The sequence below is a fragment of the Klebsiella sp. R445 genome (assembly GCF_051131755.1).
Taxonomy (GTDB): domain Bacteria; phylum Pseudomonadota; class Gammaproteobacteria; order Enterobacterales; family Enterobacteriaceae; genus Klebsiella; species Klebsiella lignicola.
The window spans coordinates 1,367,801-1,390,347 of the sequence record NZ_CP180446.1; the positions used below are offsets into that span (position 1 = coordinate 1,367,801).

Annotated in this window: 17 protein-coding genes; 9 read left to right on the forward strand and 8 right to left on the reverse strand. The window is 55.6% G+C overall.

What is annotated here, in order from left to right:
* Nucleotides 1-99: 99 nt before the first annotated feature.
* The 5 genes from pqiC to rlmKL are packed head-to-tail and all read right to left on the reverse strand — an operon-like array spanning nucleotide 100 to nucleotide 7,598.
* A complete protein-coding gene (pqiC, locus tag ACMYSN_RS06415; RefSeq protein ID WP_462497439.1) occupies nucleotides 100-663 on the reverse strand; it encodes a membrane integrity-associated transporter subunit PqiC in 564 nt (187 codons plus the stop codon).
* On the reverse strand, nucleotides 663-2,300 hold the full coding sequence (gene pqiB / locus ACMYSN_RS06420; RefSeq protein WP_462497440.1) for an intermembrane transport protein PqiB: 1,638 nt from the start codon (nucleotides 2,298-2,300) through the stop codon (nucleotides 663-665). The genes pqiC and pqiB overlap by 1 nt, the downstream gene beginning before the upstream one ends.
* Entirely contained in the window at nucleotides 2,290-3,558 is a 1,269-nt protein-coding gene (pqiA, locus tag ACMYSN_RS06425) for a paraquat-inducible protein A (protein WP_462497441.1), read from the reverse strand. The genes pqiB and pqiA overlap by 11 nt, the downstream gene beginning before the upstream one ends.
* A 14-nt stretch (nucleotides 3,559-3,572) precedes the next feature.
* Nucleotides 3,573-5,480: an ABC transporter ATP-binding protein gene (locus tag ACMYSN_RS06430; protein ID WP_123756197.1), complete on the reverse strand. Its 1,908-nt coding sequence runs from the start codon at nucleotides 5,478-5,480 to the stop codon at nucleotides 3,573-3,575.
* Between the two features lie 12 nt (nucleotides 5,481-5,492).
* Complete coding sequence (gene rlmKL / locus ACMYSN_RS06435; RefSeq protein ID WP_462497442.1) at nucleotides 5,493-7,598, reverse strand: 23S rRNA (guanine(2445)-N(2))/(guanine(2069)-N(7))-methyltransferase; 2,106 nt, start codon at nucleotides 7,596-7,598, stop codon at nucleotides 5,493-5,495.
* Between the two features lie 98 nt (nucleotides 7,599-7,696).
* Between rlmKL and ACMYSN_RS06440 the strand changes: the two genes are divergently transcribed.
* Nucleotides 7,697-8,806: a YcbX family protein gene (locus ACMYSN_RS06440; RefSeq protein WP_462497443.1), complete on the forward strand. Its 1,110-nt coding sequence runs from the start codon at nucleotides 7,697-7,699 to the stop codon at nucleotides 8,804-8,806.
* Between the two features lie 12 nt (nucleotides 8,807-8,818).
* On the opposite strand, the gene zapC is transcribed toward ACMYSN_RS06440, so the two are convergent.
* Both zapC and pyrD read right to left on the reverse strand, forming a co-directional pair.
* Nucleotides 8,819-9,361, reverse strand: a complete 543-nt coding sequence (gene zapC, locus ACMYSN_RS06445) for a cell division protein ZapC (RefSeq protein WP_462497444.1) — start codon at nucleotides 9,359-9,361, stop codon at nucleotides 8,819-8,821.
* Nucleotides 9,362-9,529: 168 nt separating this feature from the next.
* The gene (gene pyrD, locus ACMYSN_RS06450) at nucleotides 9,530-10,540 is read right to left on the reverse strand and encodes a quinone-dependent dihydroorotate dehydrogenase (RefSeq protein WP_123756193.1); all 1,011 of its coding nucleotides are present in this window, start codon (nucleotides 10,538-10,540) and stop codon (nucleotides 9,530-9,532) included.
* 250 nt (nucleotides 10,541-10,790) lie between these two features.
* Between pyrD and ssuE the strand changes: the two genes are divergently transcribed.
* The 5 genes from ssuE to ssuB are packed head-to-tail and all read left to right on the forward strand — an operon-like array spanning nucleotide 10,791 to nucleotide 15,037.
* Nucleotides 10,791-11,366, forward strand: coding sequence for an NAD(P)H-dependent FMN reductase (gene ssuE, locus ACMYSN_RS06455; protein WP_462497445.1), 576 nt, complete (start codon nucleotides 10,791-10,793; stop codon nucleotides 11,364-11,366).
* Nucleotides 11,359-12,321, forward strand: a complete 963-nt coding sequence (locus ACMYSN_RS06460; protein ID WP_462497446.1) for a sulfonate ABC transporter substrate-binding protein — start codon at nucleotides 11,359-11,361, stop codon at nucleotides 12,319-12,321. The genes ssuE and ACMYSN_RS06460 overlap by 8 nt, the downstream gene beginning before the upstream one ends.
* On the forward strand, nucleotides 12,318-13,463 hold the full coding sequence (gene ssuD, locus ACMYSN_RS06465) for an FMNH2-dependent alkanesulfonate monooxygenase (RefSeq protein WP_434585705.1): 1,146 nt from the start codon (nucleotides 12,318-12,320) through the stop codon (nucleotides 13,461-13,463). Before ACMYSN_RS06460 ends, ssuD begins: the two co-directional genes overlap by 4 nt.
* A 12-nt stretch (nucleotides 13,464-13,475) precedes the next feature.
* Complete coding sequence (ssuC, locus tag ACMYSN_RS06470; RefSeq protein ID WP_123756189.1) at nucleotides 13,476-14,267, forward strand: aliphatic sulfonate ABC transporter permease SsuC; 792 nt, start codon at nucleotides 13,476-13,478, stop codon at nucleotides 14,265-14,267.
* Nucleotides 14,264-15,037, forward strand: coding sequence for an aliphatic sulfonates ABC transporter ATP-binding protein (gene ssuB, locus ACMYSN_RS06475; protein ID WP_123756188.1), 774 nt, complete (start codon nucleotides 14,264-14,266; stop codon nucleotides 15,035-15,037). Before ssuC ends, ssuB begins: the two co-directional genes overlap by 4 nt.
* Nucleotides 15,038-15,091: 54 nt before the next feature.
* Here the strand turns inward: ssuB and pepN are convergent, their stop codons facing one another.
* The gene (gene pepN / locus ACMYSN_RS06480; RefSeq protein ID WP_462497447.1) at nucleotides 15,092-17,707 is read right to left on the reverse strand and encodes a M1 family metallopeptidase; all 2,616 of its coding nucleotides are present in this window, start codon (nucleotides 17,705-17,707) and stop codon (nucleotides 15,092-15,094) included.
* 329 nt (nucleotides 17,708-18,036) lie between these two features.
* On the opposite strand from pepN, the gene pncB reads away from it, so the two are divergent.
* The 3 genes from pncB to ACMYSN_RS06495 all read left to right on the forward strand — a co-directional run bounded on the left by pncB (nucleotide 18,037) and on the right by ACMYSN_RS06495 (nucleotide 22,482).
* Nucleotides 18,037-19,239, forward strand: coding sequence for a nicotinate phosphoribosyltransferase (pncB, locus tag ACMYSN_RS06485; protein WP_462497448.1), 1,203 nt, complete (start codon nucleotides 18,037-18,039; stop codon nucleotides 19,237-19,239).
* Between the two features lie 166 nt (nucleotides 19,240-19,405).
* Nucleotides 19,406-20,806: an asparagine--tRNA ligase gene (asnS, locus tag ACMYSN_RS06490; protein ID WP_123756185.1), complete on the forward strand. Its 1,401-nt coding sequence runs from the start codon at nucleotides 19,406-19,408 to the stop codon at nucleotides 20,804-20,806.
* A 590-nt stretch (nucleotides 20,807-21,396) separates the two neighbouring features.
* Nucleotides 21,397-22,482: a porin gene (locus ACMYSN_RS06495; RefSeq protein WP_123756184.1), complete on the forward strand. Its 1,086-nt coding sequence runs from the start codon at nucleotides 21,397-21,399 to the stop codon at nucleotides 22,480-22,482.
* Nucleotides 22,483-22,547: the final 65 nt, after the last annotated feature.

Consider the following 22,547-nt stretch of genomic DNA (forward strand, 5'->3'; position numbering starts at 1 on the left):
AAAAAATGTGAACCGGCACAAGTAACGGCCTGACGAGGCAAATAAAAAAGCCGCGGGTGTTTTTCGACCTCCGCGGCTTTAAATCTGTATTCATTTTACTTATGGCAAGCGATTCAGCTCACTGGCAATTGCCGTCGCTTCCTGAGACCAGGCCTGCGCCATCGTCTTCACCATCGCGTCATAACCGTCCTGCTGCTGCTTCAGTTCGATATTGAACGGACGCTTGATCAGCTGTCCCTGATGCTTCAGCAACCACTCCCCGCTGACAATCACCCGTCCATCGTAACGCCCGTGGAAACCATTTACTGCCACGTTGAGGGTATCCTGGTCGCTGCCCAGAGGCTGTGAAGAAACCACCCAACCCGGCAGTTGATTACTCAAATTGGCCACCAGCGTGGTTCGCAGCTGCTGATCGAGCGGACTCGCCCACAGATTATTGCTCGCAATCACATACTGCACGTCAGTCGTCTGATAGACCACGCCGTTGCCCGCCAGATAATCCGGGATGCTCACCTGCTCAACCCACAACAGTTTTTTGCTTTGGTGAGCGGCGCTTTGCGCGCCGCCCTGTGCAACCGGAAGCTGATAGTAGGTTTTATTTTCCCCACTGCTGCTGCACGCCGCCAGCGCACATACCGCGGCAACCACTAACCATTTTTTCATTATTTCGCTCCCTTCGGCTGAGGATCTTTTTTATCCTTGGCCTCAAATACCAGCGCGTTGCTCTTATCATTGAGCGTTTTCAGTACTGGTTGCAGTTCGCGAAGAACCTGATCCAGTCGCTGCATATCCGCAACCATCTTGTTGTATGCCGCAGAACCAGGCTGGAAGCCCTGCATACTACGGTTGAGTTCACGCAACGTATTCTGCATATCTCCTGGCAGCTGCTGCATTGACGGGCTTGCCGCAATCTTATTCAGGCTATCCAGTGTCGTCTGAACACGCTGCATGGTTTTTTCACTCTGCGCCAGCGTGCTGGTCGCTTGCTCCAGCAGCGGGTTAATCGGCAGATTGTTAATCTTATCCAGAGCCTCCATCAGGCGCTGCTGGATCTGTGCCAGACCACCGCTAACGGTAGGAATAATCGGATAACCGCCAAACTCCAGAATCTTGCCACGCGGCGGCGCTTTCTGATAGAAATCGAGATCGATGTACAGTGCGCCGGTCACCAGGTTACCGGTTTTCAGCGATCCGCGTAATCCGCGATTGATCAGTTCGTCAATATGAGTGCGAATGTTAGGATCCCCGCCCAGTTGATTGATCAGGCGCTGCGGTTCAATTCGAATTTCCACCGGAATGCGATAGTCATCATTCAGACGCTGATGTAAGCCCGGAATAAAGAACGGAACTTTACCGACGGTACCTAAACGTATCCCACGGAACTCTACAGGTGCGCCAGGTTGCAGACCGCGTACGGAGTCTTTAAAGAACATCACGTAATCGATGTGCTGGGTATAGATCGAATCCTGAATGCTCTTTTGATCGTCAAAAAGATGATAGCCAGTTTTATTGGCCGCCGGCTCACCCAGGTCGAGACCTTCCGGGATATCAAAGCTGACGCCGCCGCCAAACAGGGTTGCTAATGACCCCATTTCTACCCGCATCCCCGCCGAGGTTAAGTCGACCGCAATGCCGCTGTCTTTCCAGAAGCGCACGTTGGTCGTCACCAGACGATCGTTAGGTGCGTTGATAAACAGCTGATAGGTGATGCTGCGTTTTTGCGGGTCGAAGGTGCTGGTTTCCACCGAACCGACGCGATAGCCACGGAACAGCACCGGGTCGCCCGGAGAGAGCTGTCCGGCTTTATCGCTTTCCAGCAGTACCCGAATACCTTTCGCATCCGGCGACGCCAGCGGTGGAGAATCCAGCAGCGGATATTGCGCGGAATCGCCGCCTTTGGTGCCCGGTTGAAGCTCAATATAGGCACCGGAAAGTAAGGTCCCCAGGCCGCTGATCCCTTCACGCCCAACCTGCGGCTTCACGACCCAAAAGACCGAATCTGTATGCAGGAGCTTTTTCATGCCGGAATTGAGGCGCGCCTTAATCTCAACGTGCGTCAGGTCATCCGTCAGGATAGCGCTTTCCACCACCCCGACGTCCACGCTACGGCTTTTAATCCGGGTTTTGCCCCCTTCAATACCTTCCGCGTTGGTGGTGATCAGCGTCACTTCCGGCCCTTGATGGCTGTAGTGATAAAAAAGGATCCACGCGCCGATTAGCACAGTGACGATGGGGAAGATCCACACGGGTGACCAGTTCTTCACCTTTTGCACCTTTGCTTCTCCGCTCTTATTTTCCATGCTGCTGCATTTCCTCATGGCTTGAATCTGGTTCACGGTCCCACAACAAACGAGGGTCAAAGGTCATGGCTGAGAACATTGTCATGACAACAACGAGCGCAAACATCACCGCCCCGATCGCAGGATAGATACTCATCAATCCTCCCATGCGCACCAGCGCCGAGAGTACCGCGATGACAAAAACATCAATCATTGACCAACGGCCAACAAACTCCACTACTTCATAAATCAGGTGCATGCGCTCTGAGTCACGTTGGCCGTTGCCATTAGCGTTCCAACAGAGCCAGGCAATCGCTATCATTTTTAGCGTCGGGACCATAATACTGGCAATAAAAATCACCAATGCCACCGGATAGGACCCTTCGCTCCAGAGCAGTATCACCCCAGCCATAATCGTGGAAGGTAGTTTATCCCCGAGCAAATCGGTGATCATGATTGGCAGGATATTCGCGGGAAGATAAAGGACTACAGAGGTCAGAAGCAAAGCCATGGTCCACTGCAGACTATGCTTACGCCGGGCCGTCCCTTTAGTCTGACAGCGCGGACAAACCGCCTCATCAGCAGGCAAAATGGCCGTACAGCACGAACAGGAACGCAGACCCTGGCGGATCCCCGTCTGGCCAATTTTCAGCGGCTGTCTGAGGGCGGGCATCGGTGCAATGTCATCCCATAGCCAGCGCCGGTCGACGCATTGCAGCGCCCGCAGCTGGAGCATACAGAACAAACACCAGGGCACAAAACTTAGCCCCACGCCGATATCGCCATAGGCCATCAGTTTGACAAAGCTCACCAGTACGCCGGCGAGGAAAATCTCTGCCATTCCCCAGGTCTTAAGATGGAACAGAATCCGCGCCAGAAACTCCTTGAGCCGCGCCGGCAGATGCACCCGGTTGACCAGTAACAGAATCGTCACCAGACAAAACGCCGGCACCAGTTGCACAAAGAGGAGAAAGAAGGTGCCCAGGCTGGCGTAATCTTCGCTGAACAGAACGTCAGGAATTTCCAGCAGTTTAATCTCACTGCGCAGACCGCCAACGCTCATATCGACGAAGGGAAACAGGTTCGCCAGCAGCAGCATAAACAGCGCCACCAGCGCATAGGCCGTGGGACGCTGCCGAGGCGCGTCCCACGTGGTTGTCAGCGTCGTACCGCAACGCGGACACGCGGCTTTCTGGCGATGCTCCAGCTGCGGCAAAGCCACCAGCAAATCACATTGTGGGCACAGGATATGCCGCGCAGCATGATGATGATCGCACATGAAAACTCCTCAGCTCAGGCGCCGTTTTTTAATCCTTCGAGATATTCCCAGCGTTCAAAGGCCGTTTCCAGCGCCTGTTCCGCTTCGGCCAACTGAGCCAGCACTTGCTGCGTATGGTCATGGGACTGGCCAAAGAAAGAAGGATCGGCAACCTGCTCCTGCAGACTCTGCAGTTGGGTTTCCAGTTCTTCAAGTCGTTGTGGCAACTGTTCCAGTTCGCGCTGCAGGTTATAGCTTAGTTTGTTAGGCGCACGTTTGACACTTTCTGCTTTCGATTGAGCAACTTCTGCAGATTTTTTAGCAGCAGTCTGTTTTAGCGCCAGATGCTGTGATTGTTGACCGCGCGCATCATGATATCCGCCGACATACTGACCAATTTTTCCGCCGCCTTCGAAGATCCAGCACTCGGTAACGGTGTTATCGACAAACTGACGGTCGTGGCTGACCAGCATGACGCTGCCCTGATAGCCATCGACTAGCTCTTCCAGCAGTTCCAGCGTTTCCACATCCAGATCGTTTGTCGGTTCATCGAGAATCAACAGGTTGCTTGGCTTGAGGAACAGACGTGCCAGCAGCAGTCGGTTACGCTCCCCGCCAGACAGCGCCCGGACCGGCGTCATTGCGCGTTTAGGATGGAACAGGAAGTCCTGCAAATAGCCCAGCACATGGCGCGGCTTACCGTTCACCAGCACTTCCTGTTTGCCTTCGGCCAGGTTATCCATCACGGTTTTATCCGGATCCAGCTCGGCGCGGTGCTGATCGAAGTAGGCCACTTCCAGCTTGGTGCCGACATGAACCCGCCCGCTATCAGCCTTCAGCTGACCGAGCATCAGTTTCAACAGCGTGGTTTTCCCACAACCGTTAGGACCGATCAGCGCGATTTTGTCACCGCGCTGGATTTGCGCCGTGAAATCTTTGACCAGCACCTTACCGTCAATCTGGTAGTTAACATCTTCCATTTCGAAGACGATTTTGCCTGAACGTGCCGCCTCTTCGACCTGCATCTTCGCGCTGCCCATCACTTCGCGACGCTCGCCACGTTCACGACGCATCGCTTTCAAGGCGCGAACGCGACCTTCGTTACGGGTACGACGCGCTTTAATGCCCTGGCGAATCCACACTTCTTCCTGGGCCAGCTTGCGGTCAAACTCGGCGTTTTGCAGCTCTTCAACACGCAGGGCTTCTTCTTTCTCCAGCAGATACTGATCGTAGCTGCCCGGATAGGTCACCAGCTTACCGCGATCGAGATCGACGATACGGGTGGCCATATTGCGAATAAAGGAACGGTCGTGCGAGATGAAAATGATGGTCCCTTTGAAGGTCTTGAGGAAGCCTTCCAGCCAGTCAATGGTTTCGATATCCAGGTGGTTGGTCGGTTCATCCAGCAGCAGCACGCGCGGGCCGCTGACCAGCGCACGCCCGAGAGCTGCTTTACGTAACCAGCCGCCGGAAAGAGACGCCAGCTCGGCGTTCGCATCCAGACCCAGCTGTTCCAGCACCTCGTTAATACGGTTTTCAAGCTGCCACAACCCCAGGTTATCCAGCAGATCCTGCAGGCGCGCCAGCTCGTTTAAATTTTTGGTGCTCGGATCGGTCATCACCAGGCGAGAGACATCATGGTATCCCTTCAGATAAGCCGCCTGCTCGGCGATCCCTTCCGCCACAAAGTCGTATACCGTACCGGCAATATTGCGCGGCGGATCCTGTTGCAAACGGGCCACAACCAGATCCTGCTCATAGATGATCCGTCCATCGTCCAGCCCCTGCTCCCGGTTGAGGATCTTCATCAGGGTGGATTTGCCCGCACCGTTGCGCCCGACCAGACAGACGCGCTCGTTATCTTCGATATGCAACTCGGCGTTATCCAGCAGCGGTGAGTCGCTAAAGGAGAGCCAGGCACCATGCATACTAATTAATGACATTCTTTATTCCTTTCAGGCTGCGGTAATCAGCCAGCAGTTGTGAATCTGACGGTTACGGGCGAAATCCTGAGACAGCGTTTTTTGCGTAATTTCTTGCGCCTTCAGCCCCAGCTGTGCCAGTCCGTCATGATCCATACGGAAACCGCGTTTGTTGTTCGAGAACATAATGGTGCCGCCTTTGCGCAGCAGACGTTTAAGATCCGTCATCAGACGCAGGTGATCGCGCTGCACGTCGAAGGCATCATCCATGCGTTTGGAGTTGGAGAACGTCGGCGGATCGATAAAGATCAGATCGAACTGTTCATCGCTTTCACGCAGCCAGCCCAGCACGTCGGCCTGCATCAGACGATGCGCACGCCCGGTCAGCCCGTTGAGGCGCAAGTTGCGCTCGGCCCATTCAAGATAGGTGCGGGACATATCCACGGTGGTGGTGGAACGTGCGCCGCCGAGGCCGGCGTGGACGCTGGCGCTGCCGGTGTAGGCGAAGAGGTTCAGGAAGTCTTTCCCTTTGCTCATCTGGCCCAGCAGGCGACGGGCGATACGGTGGTCAAGGAACAGGCCGGTATCGAGATAATCCGTCAGGTTGACCCACAGACGGGCGTTATACTCCTGAACTTCCAGGAAATCGCCCTTCTCGGCCATTTTCTGGTACTGATTCTTGCCTTTCTGCCGTTCACGGGTTTTCAGCACCAGTTTGTTCGGCGCAATGCCCAACACGGAGATCGTCGCCGCGATGATGTCAAACAAACGCTGGCGCGCCTTGTGCGCATCAACCGTTTTCGGTGGCGCGTATTCCTGCACCACCACCCAATCGCCGTAGCGGTCGATCGCCACGTTGTATTCCGGCAGATCGGCATCATACAGGCGGTAGCATTCGATCCCTTCCTGACGCGCCCATTTCTCAAATTTCTTCAGGTTTTTACGCAGGCGGTTGGCGAAATCATCCGCCATGGATGCCACGCTGCTGCCATCGGTTTCCGCCAGATGGTAGTTTTTCTGCACGCAGTCCAACGGGCCGTTTTTCGCTTTAAACTGTTTGTCCGCACGCAACTGCAGGCAGCTAAGCAACTCCGGCGAGGCGCTGAACAGTGACAGATTCCAGCCGCCAAACTGCGTTTTCATCGCCCGACCAAGCAGGCTGTGCAGGGCAATCAGCGCCGGCTCGCTTTCCAGACGTTCGCCGTATGGCGGGTTGCTGATAACGGTCCCGTAAGGGCCTTTCGGCAGCGGATTGCTTAACTGGGCCACATCTTTGGCTTCGAAAGCGATCAGCTCGCCTACCCCGGCGCGACGGGCGTTGCTGCGCGCACGCTCAATCACACGAGCATCCACGTCAGAGCCGTAAAAACGTGACTCGTAGGCAGCCAACCCTTTGCGGGCACGGGTCTGTGCTTCGGCTTTGACCTCTTTCCACACCGCGTCATCGTGCTGCAACCAGCCATTAAAGCCCCAGTGTCCACGATGCAGACCCGGCGCGCGGTCGGTGGCCAGCATCGCGGCTTCAATCAGCAGCGTACCGGAACCACACATCGGATCGAGCAGCGGCGTTCCCTGTACCCAGCCAGAGCGCATAACAATCGCCGCCGCCAGGGTTTCTTTGATCGGCGCCATGCCGGTGCCATCGCGGTAGCCGCGAAGATGCAGGCCTTCTCCGCTGAGATCCAGCGAGATGTGCGCGGTCTCTTTATTCAGCCAGACGTTAATGCGCAGATCGGGTTGTTCACGATCGACGTTTGGACGCGGCAGATTTTTACGCGTGAAGCTGTCAACGATCGCATCTTTGACCTTTAACGCGCCGTACTGGCTGTTACGAATCTCGTCGTTCAGCCCGCTAAAATGGACGGCAAAAGTGGCGTCTGGGGTGAAAATCTCCGTCCATGGAATGGACTGCACGCCGAGGTACAGATCCAAATCGCTGTACACGCTACACTGGCCCAGCGGCATCATGATGCGCGAAGCCAGCCGGCTCCACATCAGGCTTTGATAGCGTACTCGCGTATCTCCCTGAAAATGGACACCGCCCTGGACTACCTGGCAGTCCAGCGCGCCAAGCCCTTCCAGTTCAGTTTTTAACAGCTCTTCAAGGCCACGAGCCGTACTGGCAAACAGAGAATTCATATCGTCACTTTTACTAAAAGAAAATTGTTGCGCATTATAGCCAATATGCGCCCCATGTCATAAAGTTAAAGGCTTATTTTTAAGCCTGGAGGCAGCGCATGCTAACGCTATCGCGACTTTTTATTCATCCCGTCAAATCCATGCGTGGAATTGGCCTGACGCACGCGTTTGCCGATATCAGCGGTCTGGCCTTCGATCGTGCCTTCATGGTGACGGAAACCGATGGCACCTTTATTACTGCCCGCCAGTTTCCTCAGATGGTCAAGTTTACCCCCTCGCCGTTGCACGACGGTATTCACCTGACGGCGGTCGACGGCAGCAGCGCGATTATCCGCTTTGCGGATTTTGCACCTCAGGGCGAGCCGACCGAAGTGTGGGGGAACCACTTCACCGCGCTGATCGCGCCCGCCTCGGTGAACCAATGGCTCAGCGGCTTCTTTAATCGTGACGTGCAGCTCCGCTGGTTAGGGCCACAGTTGACCCGACGGGTGAAGCGCCATGACGCGGTTCCCCTGACCTTCGCCGATGGCTTTCCCTATTTATTAACCAATGAAGCCTCATTGCGCGATCTGCAAAGCCGCTGCCCGGCAAGCGTGCGCATGGAACAGTTTCGCCCCAATCTGGTGGTGACCGGCGCCGCGGCCTGGGAAGAAGACAGCTGGAAAGTGATTCGTATCGGCGAGGTAGTGTTTGAGGTGGCAAAGCCCTGCAGCCGCTGCGTGCTGACCACCGTCAGCCCGGAACGTGGGCAAAAACATCCCTCCGGCGAACCGCTGGCCACCCTGCAGCGCTTCCGTACCGCGCTGGATAACGGCGATGTCGATTTCGGTCAGAACCTGATCGCCCGCAACAGCGGCGTCGTGCGGGTTGGCGATGAAGTGGAAGTGTTAACGCGTGGTCCGGCAAAAGCCTACGGCGCAGGCGAGAGCGACGAGACGCTGGCGGTAGATTCACAGCAGGATTCCGTGGTGGAGATCGCGTGGCAGGGACAGAGTTTTAACGGCAATACGCAGCAGGTCCTGCTGGAGCAGCTGGAGCAAAAAGGCATTCGCATTCCCTACTCCTGTCGGGCCGGCATCTGTGGCAGCTGCCGTATCCGGCTGGAAGAAGGTGAAGTCAGCCCGCTGAAGAAAAACGCGGTGGCGGCAGATGGCACCATTCTGTGCTGTAGCTGCGTACCTAAAACTGCTTTACGGCTGGCTCCTTAGCCAACGTGGTGTTTACACCGCCTGACCCAGACTGTAGCTGGCGGCACCTGATGCCGGTTGCAGTCGGTCGTTCATAATTTTAATCACGTCACCAAGCTGCAAAATACGTCCTGCGACCGTCACTCCCGGCTGGGCCAGCAAACACAGGGCCGCATTTTCCCCGGGTTCAACCACCAGCAAATTCACCTGTTGTCCGGTATCGCTGAGCCAGGCGCTGGCGGCATCACCGCTCACCGGCTGCCAGCTGGCGTCATGAGAAGTGAAATGCCAGCTTTTTGGCATTTGTGGTTTCAGGAAGCGAATCGCGACCAGCGCATTAAGGACTAATTCCGCGCGCTGCTCTTTCGATAATTCTATATCGCGACATTTCTCTTCGAAGGAAAAATAAAGCGCAGCATCGTCAACGCAAAATCCGGATGGCGCGAAGGCGTCCGGGGTTAACATCCGACGCGCAAAACGCGAACGGAACAACATACCATTGGCCAAATCGAGCATCATACGATCGTGCTCTTCATCGTAATACCAACGCCAGTTATCGTCAGGTTTAATTCGCATCGTCTACTCGCCCTCTTTTGCGTCCAGCCTTAATTACAATGGCATCCTGCAACAAAATTATTTCCAAAATTAAGAAAAGACTAAAATGTCTAAATAAGCAACAATGAAGGAATATAAAACAACCAGGGCCGGAAATAAAGCCCTGGGTGGGATCAGAGGGGGAAAAGATTAGATATGGGTAACAATTTCTTTAATCAGGGGCGGCCCTTTAAAAATAAACCCGGAATAAATCTGGACCAGACTCGCCCCCGCGGCCATTTTTTCTCGCGCGGCGATCACCGAATCAATCCCGCCAACACCGATAATAGGTAACCGACCATTTAATTCCGCCGCCAGCATACGGATAATTTCTGTACTCTTCAGCTGCAGCGGACGACCGCTAAGACCACCGGTTTCATCACAGAATTTCATTCCCTGTACCAGCGAACGATCGAGGGTGGTATTGGTCGCGATGACGCCATCAATATTATGACGAACTAAACTATCGGCGACCTGGATCAATTCTTCGAGAGAAAGATCCGGCGCGATCTTCACCGCTACTGGAACATATTTTTGATGCTTCTGCTGAAGCTCCAGTTGCTTATTTTTAATACCGGAAAGCAGATCGTCGAGGGCCTCACCATATTGTAAGGTACGCAGCCCTGGCGTATTCGGCGAGGAGATATTAATGGCGATATAACCGGCATAGGGATAGATTTTTTCCATACAAATCAGATAATCATCTTTACCCTGCTCGACCGGCGTATCTTTATTCTTGCCGATATTAATGCCGAGGATACCGTCAAAATGCGCCTTTTTGACGTTCTCAACCAGGTTATCAACGCCGTGGTTATTAAAGCCCATGCGGTTGATCAAACCTTCCGCATCGACCAGACGGAAGATCCTCGGCTTGTCGTTGCCCGGCTGCGGGCGTGGCGTCACGGTGCCAATTTCAATAGAGCCGAACCCCATGGCGCCGAGCGCGTCGATGCACTCGCCATTCTTATCCAGCCCTGCGGCCAGACCCAGCGGATTCTTAAATGTGAGACCCATGCAGGTAACCGGTTTGGTCGGCACCTTCTGGCGAACCAGCATTTCCAGCGGCGTACCTGATACTCGGCGTAATTGTTGAAAAGTAACTTCATGAGCGCGCTCAGGATCGAGCTGAAAAAGGGCTTTACGAACGAAGGGGTAGTACATGAACTCTCCTGGATTCCCGGTGGCAAACCGGGGGCGTATTATGTTCGATCGGCGCCAGAAAGGGAATTGACCTACAACAAAAAATCTCGCATCCGACGCAAACGTTTTCTTCTCTTCCCTTCCATTATGCAAATTCTGACAAAACAAGGGTGGAAAAATCATTTAGGGAAATAAATCGCCTCTGTCACACTGCACGCAAATGTTATCAATTATAGATAAATGCAAACATTTAGTTATAAGGAGAGAGACGATGCGTGTCATTACACTTGCGGGCAGCCCGCGCTATCCTTCCCGTTCCAGTGCGCTTCTGGAATATGCCAGAGCAACACTCTCCGCGGTTGATGTTGAAGTTTGCCACTGGCACCTGCAAAACTTTGCCCCGGAAGACCTGCTTTATGCCCGTTTCGATAGCCCGGCGCTGCAGACCCTCAACGAACAACTGTCCGGCGCTGACGGGTTGATTATCGCCACCCCGGTCTATAAAGCGTCGTTTTCCGGTGCCCTGAAGACCCTGCTCGACCTGCTGCCGGAGCGGGCGCTGGAGGGGAAAATCGTCCTGCCGCTGGCCACCGGCGGCACTATCGCCCATATGCTGGCGGTGGATTATGCCCTGAAGCCGGTTCTCAACGCCCTGAAAGCCCAGGAGATCCTCCACGGCGTCTTTGCTGACGATAGCCAGATAACCGACTATCAGCACAAGCCGCAGTTTACGCCAAACCTGCAGGGCCGCCTCGATCAGGCGCTGGAAACGTTCTGGCAAGCGCTGCACCGCACCGCCAGCCGGGCCCCTGGCCTCAAGACCATTCGCGGGGTGGAGCATGCGTAATATCCTGCGAACCTTGACCCTCAGCGGGTTACTGACATTTTCTGCCCTGAGCCACGCGGCGGAAACCACGCCTGACGCGCTGCGCATCGGCTACCAAAAAGGCAGCGTCAGCATGGTGCTGGCCAAAAGCCACCAGCTGCTGGAAAAACGCTATCCACATACCACCATCTCCTGGGTGGAGTTCCCGGCGGGACCGCAGATGCTCGAAGCGTTAAATGTCGGCAGCATCGATCTGGGCAGTACCGGTGACATTCCGCCGATATTTGCCCAGGCCGCCGGGGCCGATCTGGTTTACGTCGGTGCCGAACCGCCGAAGCCCAAAGCGGAAGTGATTCTGGTGGCCCAGGACAGCCCGATAAAAAGCGTGGCGGAACTCAAGGGACGTAAAGTCGCGTTCCAGAAAGGTTCCAGCTCCCACAACCTGCTGCTGCGGGCCCTACAGCAAGCTGGCCTGAAAATCAGCGATATTCAACCGGTCTATCTGGCCCCTGCCGACGCTCGTGCGGCGTTCCAGCAGGGCAACGTGGATGCCTGGGCTATCTGGGATCCGTACTACTCTGCGGCGCTGCAGCAAACCCACGCCCGGGTGCTGAAAGATGGCAGCGACCTGAAACAAACCGGCTCTTTCTATCTCGCAGCGCGCCCCTATGCCGACAAAAACCCGGCCTTTATTACCGGCGTACTGGAAACATTCAGCCAGGCGGATGCCCTGACCCTGAGCCAGCGCCCGCAAAGCATTACCTTACTGGCGAAAACCATGGGTGTCCCAGAAGCGGTGATCGCCAGCTATCTTGACCATCGCCCGCCCACCACCATTACCCCGGTCAGTGCCGAAACGGCCGCTCGCCAGCAGCAAACCGCCGACCTGTTCTATGAGAACAAACTGGTACCGAAAAAAGTCGATATCCGCACCCGAATCTGGCAGCCCGCCGTGGCACAAGGAGCAAAATCATGAGTTTAAATATGTTCTGGTTTTTACCGACCCACGGCGATGGCCGCTACCTTGGTACTGACGAAGGCGCTCGTCCGGTGGATCATGGCTATCTGCAACAGATCGCACAAACCGCCGACCGTCTTGGGTTTACCGGCGTGCTGATCCCGACCGGCCGCTCCTGCGAAGATGCCTGGCTGGTTGCCGCCTCGATGATCCCAGTGACGCAACGGCTGAAGTTTCTCGTGGCCCTGCGCCCCAGCGTGATGTCTCCGACGGTTGCCGCTCGCCAGGCCGCAACGCTCGACCGCCTGTCCAACGGCCGGGCGTTGTTTAACCTGGTAACCGGTAGCGATCCGCAGGAACTGGCCGGCGACGGAGTATTCCTCGACCATACCGAGCGCTACGAAGCCTCCGCGGAATTTACCCATATCTGGCGCCGCCTGATGGAGGGAGAAACGGTCACATATAACGGTAAACACCAGCGGGTTCGCGGCGCGAAGCTGCTGTTCCCACCGATCCAGCAGCCGCGGCCACCGCTCTACTTCGGCGGATCCTCTGACGTCGCGCAGGATCTGGCGGCGGAACAGGTCGACCTCTATCTGACCTGGGGAGAACCGCCGGAACAGGTGGCAGAAAAAATTGCCCAGGTGCGGGAAAAAGCCGCGCGTCATGGTCGCCAGGTCCGCTTTGGGATCCGTCTGCATGTGATTGTCCGGGAAACCAATGAAGAGGCCTGGCAGGCGGCTGACAGCCTCATTTCACACCTTGATGATGAGACCATTGCCCGCGCGCAGGCGGCCTTCGCCAAAACCGACTCGGTCGGCCAACAGCGGATGGCGGCGCTGCATAACGGTCAGCGTGACAAGCTCGAAATCAGTCCCAACCTGTGGGCTGGCGTCGGGCTGGCACGTGGCGGCGCCGGCACCGCGCTGGTGGGCGATGCGGCCACCGTGGCCGAGCGCATCAATGAATACGCGGCACTGGGTATCGATAGCTTTATCTTCTCCGGCTACCCGCATCTTGAAGAAGCTTATCGCGTCGGGGAGCTGCTGTTCCCGCTGCTGGATGTCAATATTCCGTCGGTTCCGCAGCCGCAGAGCCTGCGCCAGCAGGGCGAGGCGGTCGCCAATGAGTTTATCCCGCGTAAAGTCGCGCAAAGCTAAGGAGCACACATCATGGCAAGGTCTGCGCAAAAACTGCTGATGCGGGTTGCTCCCTGGCTGCTGCCGGTGGGAACCGTCATCATCTGGCAACTCGCGTCGTCGGTCGGCTGGTTATCCACCCGCATTCTCCCCTCTCCGGAGGGGGTACTGAAAGCCTTCTGGACGCTCTCCGCCAGCGGCGAGCTGTGGCAGCATCTGGCCATCAGCTCATGGCGTGCGCTGCTGGGCTTTGCCATCGGCGGCTCTATCGGGCTGGTGCTCGGGCTGATCAGCGGCCTCTCGCGCTGGGGCGAACGTCTGCTGGATACCTCGATTCAGATGCTGCGCAATGTGCCGCATCTGGCCCTGATTCCGCTGGTGATTTTATGGTTCGGCATTGACGAAAGCGCCAAAATTTTCCTCGTCGCGCTGGGGACCATGTTCCCTATTTACATCAACACCTGGCATGGCATTCGTAACATCGACCGCGGGCTGTTGGAGATGGCGCGGAGCTACGGCTTATCCGGCTTTGCCCTCTTCCGCCATGTGATTCTGCCCGGCGCCCTGCCCTCCATCATGGTCGGGATCCGCTTCGCCCTTGGCCTGATGTGGCTGACGCTGATCGTGGCCGAAACCATCTCCGCCAACGCCGGCATTGGTTATCTGGCCATGAACGCCCGCGAGTTTTTACAAACCGATGTGGTGGTGGTAGCCATCATTCTTTACGCCATTCTTGGCAAACTGGCCGACGTCAGCGCACAGCTGCTGGAGCGCGTGTGGTTACGCTGGAACCCGGCTTATCATCTTCAGGAGGCCAACGCATGACCACTGCCCGTCTCAACCCAGGGATCCCGCTGTTACTGAACGGCGTAAGTAAGCGCTACGGCGACAATACCATTCTGAACGCGCTGGATTTACATATTCCTACCGGGCAATTTGTCGCGGTAGTCGGGCGCAGCGGCGGCGGAAAAAGCACCCTTCTGCGTCTGCTCGCCGGGTTGGAAAAGCCCAACGACGGCGAGCTGCTGGCCGGTGCCACCCCGCTGGCGCAGATCCAGGACGATACGCGAATGATGTTTCAGGATGCGCGATTGCTGCCATGGAAAACGGTGATCGACAACGTCGGCCTGGGCCTGAAAGGCGCCTGGCACGACGCGGCCCGCCAGGCATTGGCCAGCGTGGGTCTGGAAAGCCGTGCCGGCGACTGGCCGGCGGCGCTCTCCGGCGGGCAAAAGCAGCGTGTGGCGTTGGCCCGCGCGTTAATTCACCGCCCCGGCCTGCTGCTGCTCGACGAACCACTGGGGGCGCTGGATGCGTTAACCCGCCTGGAAATGCAGGATCTGATTGTGTCGTTGTGGGAACAACATGGGTTCACCGTGCTGCTGGTCACGCATGACGTCAGTGAAGCGGTGGCAATGGCCGACCGGGTGCTGTTGATTGAAGACGGTAAAATTGGGCTGGATTTAGTGGTGGATATTCCACGTCCACGGCGGACCGGTTCGGCGCGCCTGGCCGAGCTGGAAGCCGAGGTGCTGGACCGGGTTATGCAGCGCGGCAAGAGCGAGTCTGCGCCGCGCTTATTGAATCACGGTTAACCACCGTTCTGGATCTCCCCGGTCGCGCTGCGCGTACCGGGGATCCACTGACCGTTATGCCAGAGCTTTACTGATTTTTTCGAACAGATCCCCGGAGAGATTCTCCAGACCTTTCAGCTGCTCCAGCGCCCCACGCATCAGCGCCTGACGTTTGGCATCGTAACGTTTCAGACGAATCAACGGCTCAATCAGGCGAGACGCCACCTGCGGGTTACGGCTGTTGAGTTCGGTCAGCATTTCAACCAGGAACTGATAGCCGCTGCCGTCTTCCGCATGGAACGCCGCCGGGTTGCTGCCGGCAAAGGCGCCAATCAGCGAACGAACGCGGTTCGGGTTGCTGATGCTGAAGGAGCGGTGATTCAGCAGGCCGCGCACCGTTTCCACGACATTCGCCGCCGGGCTGGTGGACTGCAGAATAAACCATTTATCCATCACCAGACCGTCCTGATGCCACTTATCGTCATACTCCTGCATCAGCGCATCGCGGCACGGCAGTTCCGCCGCCACCGCCGCTGACAGTGCCGCCAGCGCGTCGGTCATATTGTCCGCCTGATGATACTGCGCGACGACCAGTTTGTTTGCCAGCTCAACGTCGCCGAACGCCAGGTAACGCAGGCAGGTATTGCGCAGTGAACGTTTGCCGATATCGGCATGTTCCACGCGATAGCTCGCGAGCTTGTTGGCGTTGTAGATTGCCAGGAACTCGTCCGCCAACTCTTTCGCCAGCGTGCGGGTCAGCGCTTCCCGTACCGTCGCAATGGCGATCGGGTCGATGATGGCAAACAATTCAGCGATTTCGTTGGCGGAAGGCAGCGTCAGAATTTCTGCCGCCAGCGCCGGGTCAATCTTCTCATCCAGCAGGATCGCGCGGAACGCGTCGGCCACATGAATCGGCAGCGACAGCGGCTGGCCCTGCTGATGGCGATTGACGTTCAGCTTGATGTAGGTTGCCAGCAGGCTCTGCGCAGCATCCCAGCGAGAGAAGTCGTTACGCGCATGGCGCATCAGGAACGTCAGCTGCTGATCGCTCCATTTATACTCCAGCTTCACCGGAGCGGAAAATTCGCACAGCAGCGCCGGTACCGGCTGGAAGTAGACGTTGTCGAACACAAACGTCTGCTCGGCCTGGGTCACGTTCAGCACATGATGCACCGGATGACCGCCCTTCTGCAGCGGGATCACCTTGCCTTCGTTGTCATACAGTTCGATATCGAACGGAATGTGCAGCGGCTGTTTTTCCGGTTGTTCCGCGGTCGGCGGAGTACGCTGGCTGATGGTCAAGGTATACTGTTCGGTTTCCGGGTTGTAGTCATCATGGACGCTCACCACCGGCGTACCGGACTGGCTGTACCAGCGACGGAAATGGGACAGGTCGACATTGGAAGCATCTTCCATCGCCTGGACAAAGTCGTCGCAGGTGGCGGCGCTGCCGTCATGACGTTCGAAGTACAGCTGCATCCCTTTCTGGAAGTTGGCTTCACCCAACAGGGTGTGCAGCATGCGGATCACTTCGGCCCCTTTTTCATATACCGTCAGGGTGTAGAAGTTGTTCATCTCAATGACCATATCCGGGCGGATAGGATGGGCCATCGGGCTGGCATCTTCAGCGAACTGCATGCCGCGCATGGTGCGAACGTTGCTAATCCGGTTGACCGCACGTGAACCGAGGTCGGAGCTGAACTCCTGATCGCGGAAGACGGTCAGCCCCTCTTTGAGGCTCAACTGGAACCAGTCGCGACAGGTGACGCGGTTACCGGTCCAGTTATGGAAATATTCGTGGCCAATCACCCGTTCGATATCGAGGTAGTCTTTATCGGTCGCGGTATCGGTACGGGCCAGCACGTATTTGGAGTTAAAGACGTTCAGTCCTTTGTTCTCCATGGCGCCCATATTGAAGAAGTCGACGGCGACAATCATATAGATGTCGAGGTCGTACTCGAGGCCGAAACGAGTTTCGTCCCATTTCATGGAGTTTTTCAGCGACGTCATCGCCCACGGTGCACGATCGAGGTTGCCGCGGTCAACGAACAGCTCCAGCGCCACTTCACGCCCGGAGCGGGTTTTGAAGGTATCGCGCAGCACATCGAAATCACCGGCCACCAGCGCAAACAGATAGCACGGTTTCGGGAACGGATCCTGCCACTGGATCCAGTGACGCCCCTGCTCCAGTTCCCCCTGCGCAACGCGGTTACCGTTGGAGAGCAGGTACGGATACTTCGCTTTATCGGCGATAATTTTGGTGGTGAAACGCGCCAGAACATCCGGGCGGTCCAGGTACCAGGTAATATGTCGGAACCCTTCGGCTTCACATTGGGTGCACAGCGCTTCGCCGGACTGATACAGGCCTTCGAGCGCGGTATTGGCCGCCGGGCTGATTTCATTGACGATAGTCAGGGTGAAATGTTCCGGTAATCCTTCGATCACCAGCTGGTTATTTTCTTCTTTATAGTGGCTCCACGGCTGGCCATCCACGTTCAGGGAGACCAGCGTCAGGTCTTCGCCATCCAGACGCAACGGCACGTCAGACGCCGCCGCGTGACGGGAGACTTTACTCTCTGCCGTAACAACGGTTTTCTCGGCATCCAGGTCAAAGGTCAAATCGATATCGCTAATCAGATAATCCGGCGCACGGTAATCGTGGCGGTATTTGGCTTGGGGCTGTTGTGTCATAAAAAACCTTTAGCATGTTCCATAAAGTGTCGAACCCAGTCTATTCCTGTTGCGTAGATCGCGCTACGCAGAATCTTCATCTTTTCAATGCCAAACACGAAAATTGCTACATATCGATAACATTAGAGGCACGAAATGCACTCGACCCGCTATAAAGCTTGTGGTGTGATCCCTGTTCAATATATTAAACTAGGCCTCGCAAATGACCGCCAGCGTCGCCATCGATCGCCACTGCGGGACAGAGTCGGGTAATAAAGGTATACTCCGCCTCCTTTTTTCTGCTTCGGTTTTGATGGAAACGCTCCAGTGAGAGGACGCTACTGCGCACCATGACACAATTCACTTCTCCTGTACTGCACTCGCTGCTTGATACGGATGCCTACAAGCTGCATATGCAGCAGGCTGTCTTCCACCGCTACGAAGATGTGTACGTTGCGGCGGAGTTCCGCTGCCGCGGCGACGATCTGCTCGGTATCTATGCCGATGCGATCCGCGAGCAGGTTGAGACCATGCGTGACCTGACGCTGCAGGACGATGAATATCACTGGTTGTCTACCCTGCCGTTCTTTTCTCAGGATTACCTCGACTGGCTGCGTGACTTCCGCTACGACCCGAGCCAGGTCAGCGTCAGCAACGACAACGGCAAGTTGAATATTCGCCTGTCCGGCCCGTGGCGTGAAGTGATCATGTGGGAAGTCCCGCTGCTGGCAGTGATCAGCGAGCTGGTTCACCATTATCGCTCGCCGGAAATCAGCGTCGATTTGGCGTTAGACACGCTCGAACACAAGCTGACCGATTTCAGGCAGATGACCGCCGACCTCGATCTCAGTGACTTCCGCCTGATGGACTTCGGCACCCGCCGCCGTTTCTCGCGTGAGGTGCAGCAGGCTATCGTTGAACGCCTGCAGCAGGAGCCGTGGTTTGTCGGCACCAGCAACTACGATCTGGCCCGCCGTCTGAATCTGACGCCTATGGGCACCCAGGCACACGAATGGTTCCAGGCGCATCAGCAAATTAGCCCTAACCTCGCCAGCAGCCAGCGCGCGGCACTGGCAGCATGGCTGGAAGAGTATCCCGACCAGTTAGGGATCGCCCTAACCGACTGCATTACCATGGATGCGTTCCTGCGAGATTTCGGCCCGGAGTTTGCCACCCGCTATCAGGGCCTGCGCCATGATTCCGGCGATCCGGTTGAGTGGGGAGAGAAAGCCATCGCGCACTACCACAAGCTGGGGATCGACCCGCTGAGTAAAGTGCTGGTGTTCTCCGATAATCTCGATCTGGCCAAAGCGGTGGATTTATATCGCCACTTCGCGTCACGGGTTAATCTCAGTTTCGGGATTGGTACGCGCTTAACCTGCGATATTCCTCAGGTGAAACCGCTAAATATCGTCATCAAACTCGTGGAGTGTAACGGTAAACCCGTCGCTAAACTCTCTGACAGCCCCGGTAAAACCATCTGCCACGATAAAGCCTTTGTCCGGGCGCTGCGTAAAGCCTTCGATCTACCGCCGGTGAAAAAGGCCAGTTAATCATCATAAGGAGCCGTTCTGGCTCCTTTCCTTTATTTATTTCCGAATTCTCCCCTTCGCGGTGCGAAATCTACTTGTCTGATGGAAGATGACAGGTAACATAGATATCCCCCCATCACCGGGGGATACAGATTTTTTTTATTGGACTACGAATAGAGAGACTATTATGAGCGTTGTGCCTGTAGCCGACGTACTCCAGGGCCGTGTTGCCGTTGACAGCGAAGTCACCGTGCGCGGATGGGTGCGTACTCGCCGAGATTCAAAAGCTGGCTTTTCCTTCCTGGCCGTCTATGACGGTTCCTGCTTTGATCCTGTACAGGCCGTCATTAGTAATTCTCTGCCCAATTACAATCAGGAAGTGCTGCGTCTGACTACCGGCTGTTCGGTCATCGTCACCGGTAAAGTCGTGGCATCTCAGGGCCAGGGCCAGAGCTTCGAAATTCAGGCCAGCAGCGTAGAAGTGACCGGCTGGGTCGAAGATCCGGATACCTATCCGATGGCCGCCAAGCGCCACAGCATTGAGTACCTGCGTGAAGTCGCGCACCTGCGCCCGCGTACCAACCTGATTGGCGCCGTTGCCCGTGTTCGTCATACCCTGGCGCAAGCACTGCATCGTTTCTTTGACGAGCAAGGTTTCTTCTGGGTATCGACGCCGCTGATCACCGCATCCGATACCGAAGGTGCCGGCGAAATGTTCCGCGTCTCCACCCTGGATCTGGAAAACCTGCCGCGCAACGATCAGGGCAAAGTGGATTTCGATAAAGACTTCTTCGGCAAAGAGTCGTTCCTGACCGTATCCGGCCAGCTGAACGGTGAAACGTATGCCTGCGCGCTGTCCAAAATCTACACCTTCGGCCCGACTTTCCGCGCCGAAAACTCCAATACCAGCCGCCACCTTGCGGAGTTCTGGATGCTGGAGCCGGAAGTGGCCTTCGCTAACCTGAACGACGTTGCCGGCCTGGCGGAAGCCATGCTGAAGTATGTCTTCAAAGCGGTGCTGGAAGAGCGTGCCGACGATATGAAATTCTTCGCCGAGCGCGTAGATAAAGAAGCCGTATCGCGTTTGGAACGCTTTATTGATGCCGATTTCGCCCAGGTCGATTACACCGATGCCGTCACCATTCTGGAAAACTGCGGCAAGCAGTTTGAAAACCCGGTGTACTGGGGCGTAGACCTCTCTTCCGAGCATGAGCGCTATCTGGCAGAAGAGCACTTCAAAGCACCGGTCGTCGTCAAAAACTACCCGAAAGACATCAAGGCGTTCTATATGCGCCTTAACGAAGACGGTAAAACCGTCGCGGCAATGGATGTTCTGGCACCAGGTATCGGCGAAATCATCGGCGGTTCTCAGCGTGAAGAGCGTCTGGACGTGCTGGATGCCCGCATGGCAGAAATGGGTCTGAATAAAGAAGACTACTGGTGGTACCGCGATCTGCGTCGTTATGGCACCGTTCCGCACTCTGGCTTCGGCCTGGGCTTTGAGCGTCTGATCGCCTATGTCACCGGCGTACAGAACGTGCGTGATGTGATTGCGTTCCCGCGGACCCCGCGTAGCGCCACATTCTGATTGTTTTTCCTTATTACCCGAAAGGCCAGCGTATGCTGGCCTTTTTTTATGTCAAGATTTGTTAACGAATATTAATTAATCTAAACATCAACCCTTCCGCGCAACATTTGTGTTACTCACTATTACGACTCCCTGAGTAAGGATAAATCGCACCTTATGTTCATTTCTCAGTGAAACACCTGATAATTTTGTTCATTTTTTAACCTCTCGCAGCACGAGATGCAAAGACAAACGCTGAGCGAAAAAAAAGCGAAATGCAGCCATAAAATGCACAATCGCGGCTTTATCTAAATTAATCATAATTAATTCATATAGATATATATAGCCAGGTGATTTAATGAGCAAAGTGGAACGGAATTTTGATTGAGTTCACAAAGTTCCCTAAAAAACACATTTTGTTACATACTCTTTCTTATTGTTACTCATATGCGACATTGGTAGCATTTTCCGGCTAGCGAAACGCTGGCGCGGATGGAAAGATGCCTTCAGACACCAAACTATCATCAATGGTTCTGTAAGTTTTTATTGACAGAATGTATTGGCGGCAGTGGCAAGTGTTCATATAAAAATATTAATGAGGGTAATAAATAATGATGAAGCGCAATATTCTGGCAGTGGTAATTCCTGCCCTGCTGGTAGCCGGCGCAGCGAATGCTGCAGAAATCTATAACAAAAACGGCAACAAACTGGATTTCTACGGCAAAATGGTTGGCGAGCACGTCTGGACCACCAACGGTGACACCAGCAGCGAAGACACCACCTACGCTCGTATCGGCCTGAAAGGCGAAACCCAGATCAACGACCAACTGACCGGTTACGGCCAGTGGGAATACAACATGGACGCGTCCAACGTTGAAGGTTCTCAGGGGACTAAAACTCGTCTGGCATTCGCTGGTCTGAAAGCGGGTGAATACGGTTCATTCGACTACGGTCGTAACTACGGTGCGATCTACGACGTTGAAGCTGCAACCGATATGCTGGTTGAGTGGGGCGGCGACGGCTGGAACTACACCGACAACTTCATGACTGGCCGTACCAACGGCGTTGCAACCTACCGTAACTCTGACTTCTTCGGTCTGGTTGACGGCCTGAGCTTCGCGCTGCAGTACCAGGGCAAAAACGACGCAAGCACTCGTAACGTTCACAAACAGAACGGCGACGGCGTCAGCACCTCCGCAACCTACGCGTTTGACAACGGTATCGCGCTGTCTGCTGGCTACTCCAGCTCTAACCGTAGCGTAGATCAGAAAGCTGATGGCAACGGCGACAAAGCTGAAGCATGGGCAACTTCTGCGAAGTATGATGCGAACAACGTCTACGCTGCAGTGATGTACTCCCAGACCTACAACATGACCCCGGAAAACCAGGGTAACTACTTCGCCGGCAAAACTCAGAACTTTGAAGCCGTTGCTCAGTACCAGTTCGACTTCGGTCTGCGTCCGTCCGTTGGCTACGTACAGACCAAAGGTAAAGACCTGCAGGGCCGTGCTGGCTTCTCCGGCGGCGATGCTGACCTGGTTAAATACGTTGAACTGGGTACCTGGTACTACTTCAACAAGAACATGAACGTCTACGCAGCATACAAATTCAACCTGCTGGACGACAACGATTACACCAAAACTGCGGGCGTTGCTACCGACGACCAGGCAGCTGTTGGTATCGTTTACCAGTTCTAATCTGCAGTACACCCCTTCGTGATATGCCTAAAAAGCAGGACTTCGGTCCTGCTTTTCTCATTTAG

Bases quoted from the DNA above. Each gene is read 5' to 3' on its own strand.
- zapC (WP_462497444.1), bottom strand. From the start codon at position 9,361: ATGCGAATTAAACCTGACGATAACTGGCGTTGGTATTACGATGAAGAG.
- ACMYSN_RS06460 (WP_462497446.1), top strand. From the start codon at position 11,359: ATGCGTAATATCCTGCGAACCTTGACCCTCAGCGGGTTACTGACATTT.
- ssuE (WP_462497445.1), top strand. From the start codon at position 10,791: ATGCGTGTCATTACACTTGCGGGCAGCCCGCGCTATCCTTCCCGTTCC.
- pqiB (WP_462497440.1), bottom strand. From the start codon at position 2,300: ATGGAAAATAAGAGCGGAGAAGCAAAGGTGCAAAAGGTGAAGAACTGG.
- pepN (WP_462497447.1), bottom strand. From the start codon at position 17,707: ATGACACAACAGCCCCAAGCCAAATACCGCCACGATTACCGTGCGCCG.
- ACMYSN_RS06440 (WP_462497443.1), top strand. From the start codon at position 7,697: ATGCTAACGCTATCGCGACTTTTTATTCATCCCGTCAAATCCATGCGT.
- ACMYSN_RS06495 (WP_123756184.1), top strand. From the start codon at position 21,397: ATGATGAAGCGCAATATTCTGGCAGTGGTAATTCCTGCCCTGCTGGTA.
- pqiA (WP_462497441.1), bottom strand. From the start codon at position 3,558: ATGTGCGATCATCATCATGCTGCGCGGCATATCCTGTGCCCACAATGT.
- rlmKL (WP_462497442.1), bottom strand. From the start codon at position 7,598: ATGAATTCTCTGTTTGCCAGTACGGCTCGTGGCCTTGAAGAGCTGTTA.
- ssuB (WP_123756188.1), top strand. From the start codon at position 14,264: ATGACCACTGCCCGTCTCAACCCAGGGATCCCGCTGTTACTGAACGGC.
- ssuD (WP_434585705.1), top strand. From the start codon at position 12,318: ATGAGTTTAAATATGTTCTGGTTTTTACCGACCCACGGCGATGGCCGC.
- ssuC (WP_123756189.1), top strand. From the start codon at position 13,476: ATGGCAAGGTCTGCGCAAAAACTGCTGATGCGGGTTGCTCCCTGGCTG.
- asnS (WP_123756185.1), top strand. From the start codon at position 19,406: ATGAGCGTTGTGCCTGTAGCCGACGTACTCCAGGGCCGTGTTGCCGTT.
- ACMYSN_RS06430 (WP_123756197.1), bottom strand. From the start codon at position 5,480: ATGTCATTAATTAGTATGCATGGTGCCTGGCTCTCCTTTAGCGACTCA.
- pncB (WP_462497448.1), top strand. From the start codon at position 18,037: ATGACACAATTCACTTCTCCTGTACTGCACTCGCTGCTTGATACGGAT.
- pyrD (WP_123756193.1), bottom strand. From the start codon at position 10,540: ATGTACTACCCCTTCGTTCGTAAAGCCCTTTTTCAGCTCGATCCTGAG.
- pqiC (WP_462497439.1), bottom strand. From the start codon at position 663: ATGAAAAAATGGTTAGTGGTTGCCGCGGTATGTGCGCTGGCGGCGTGC.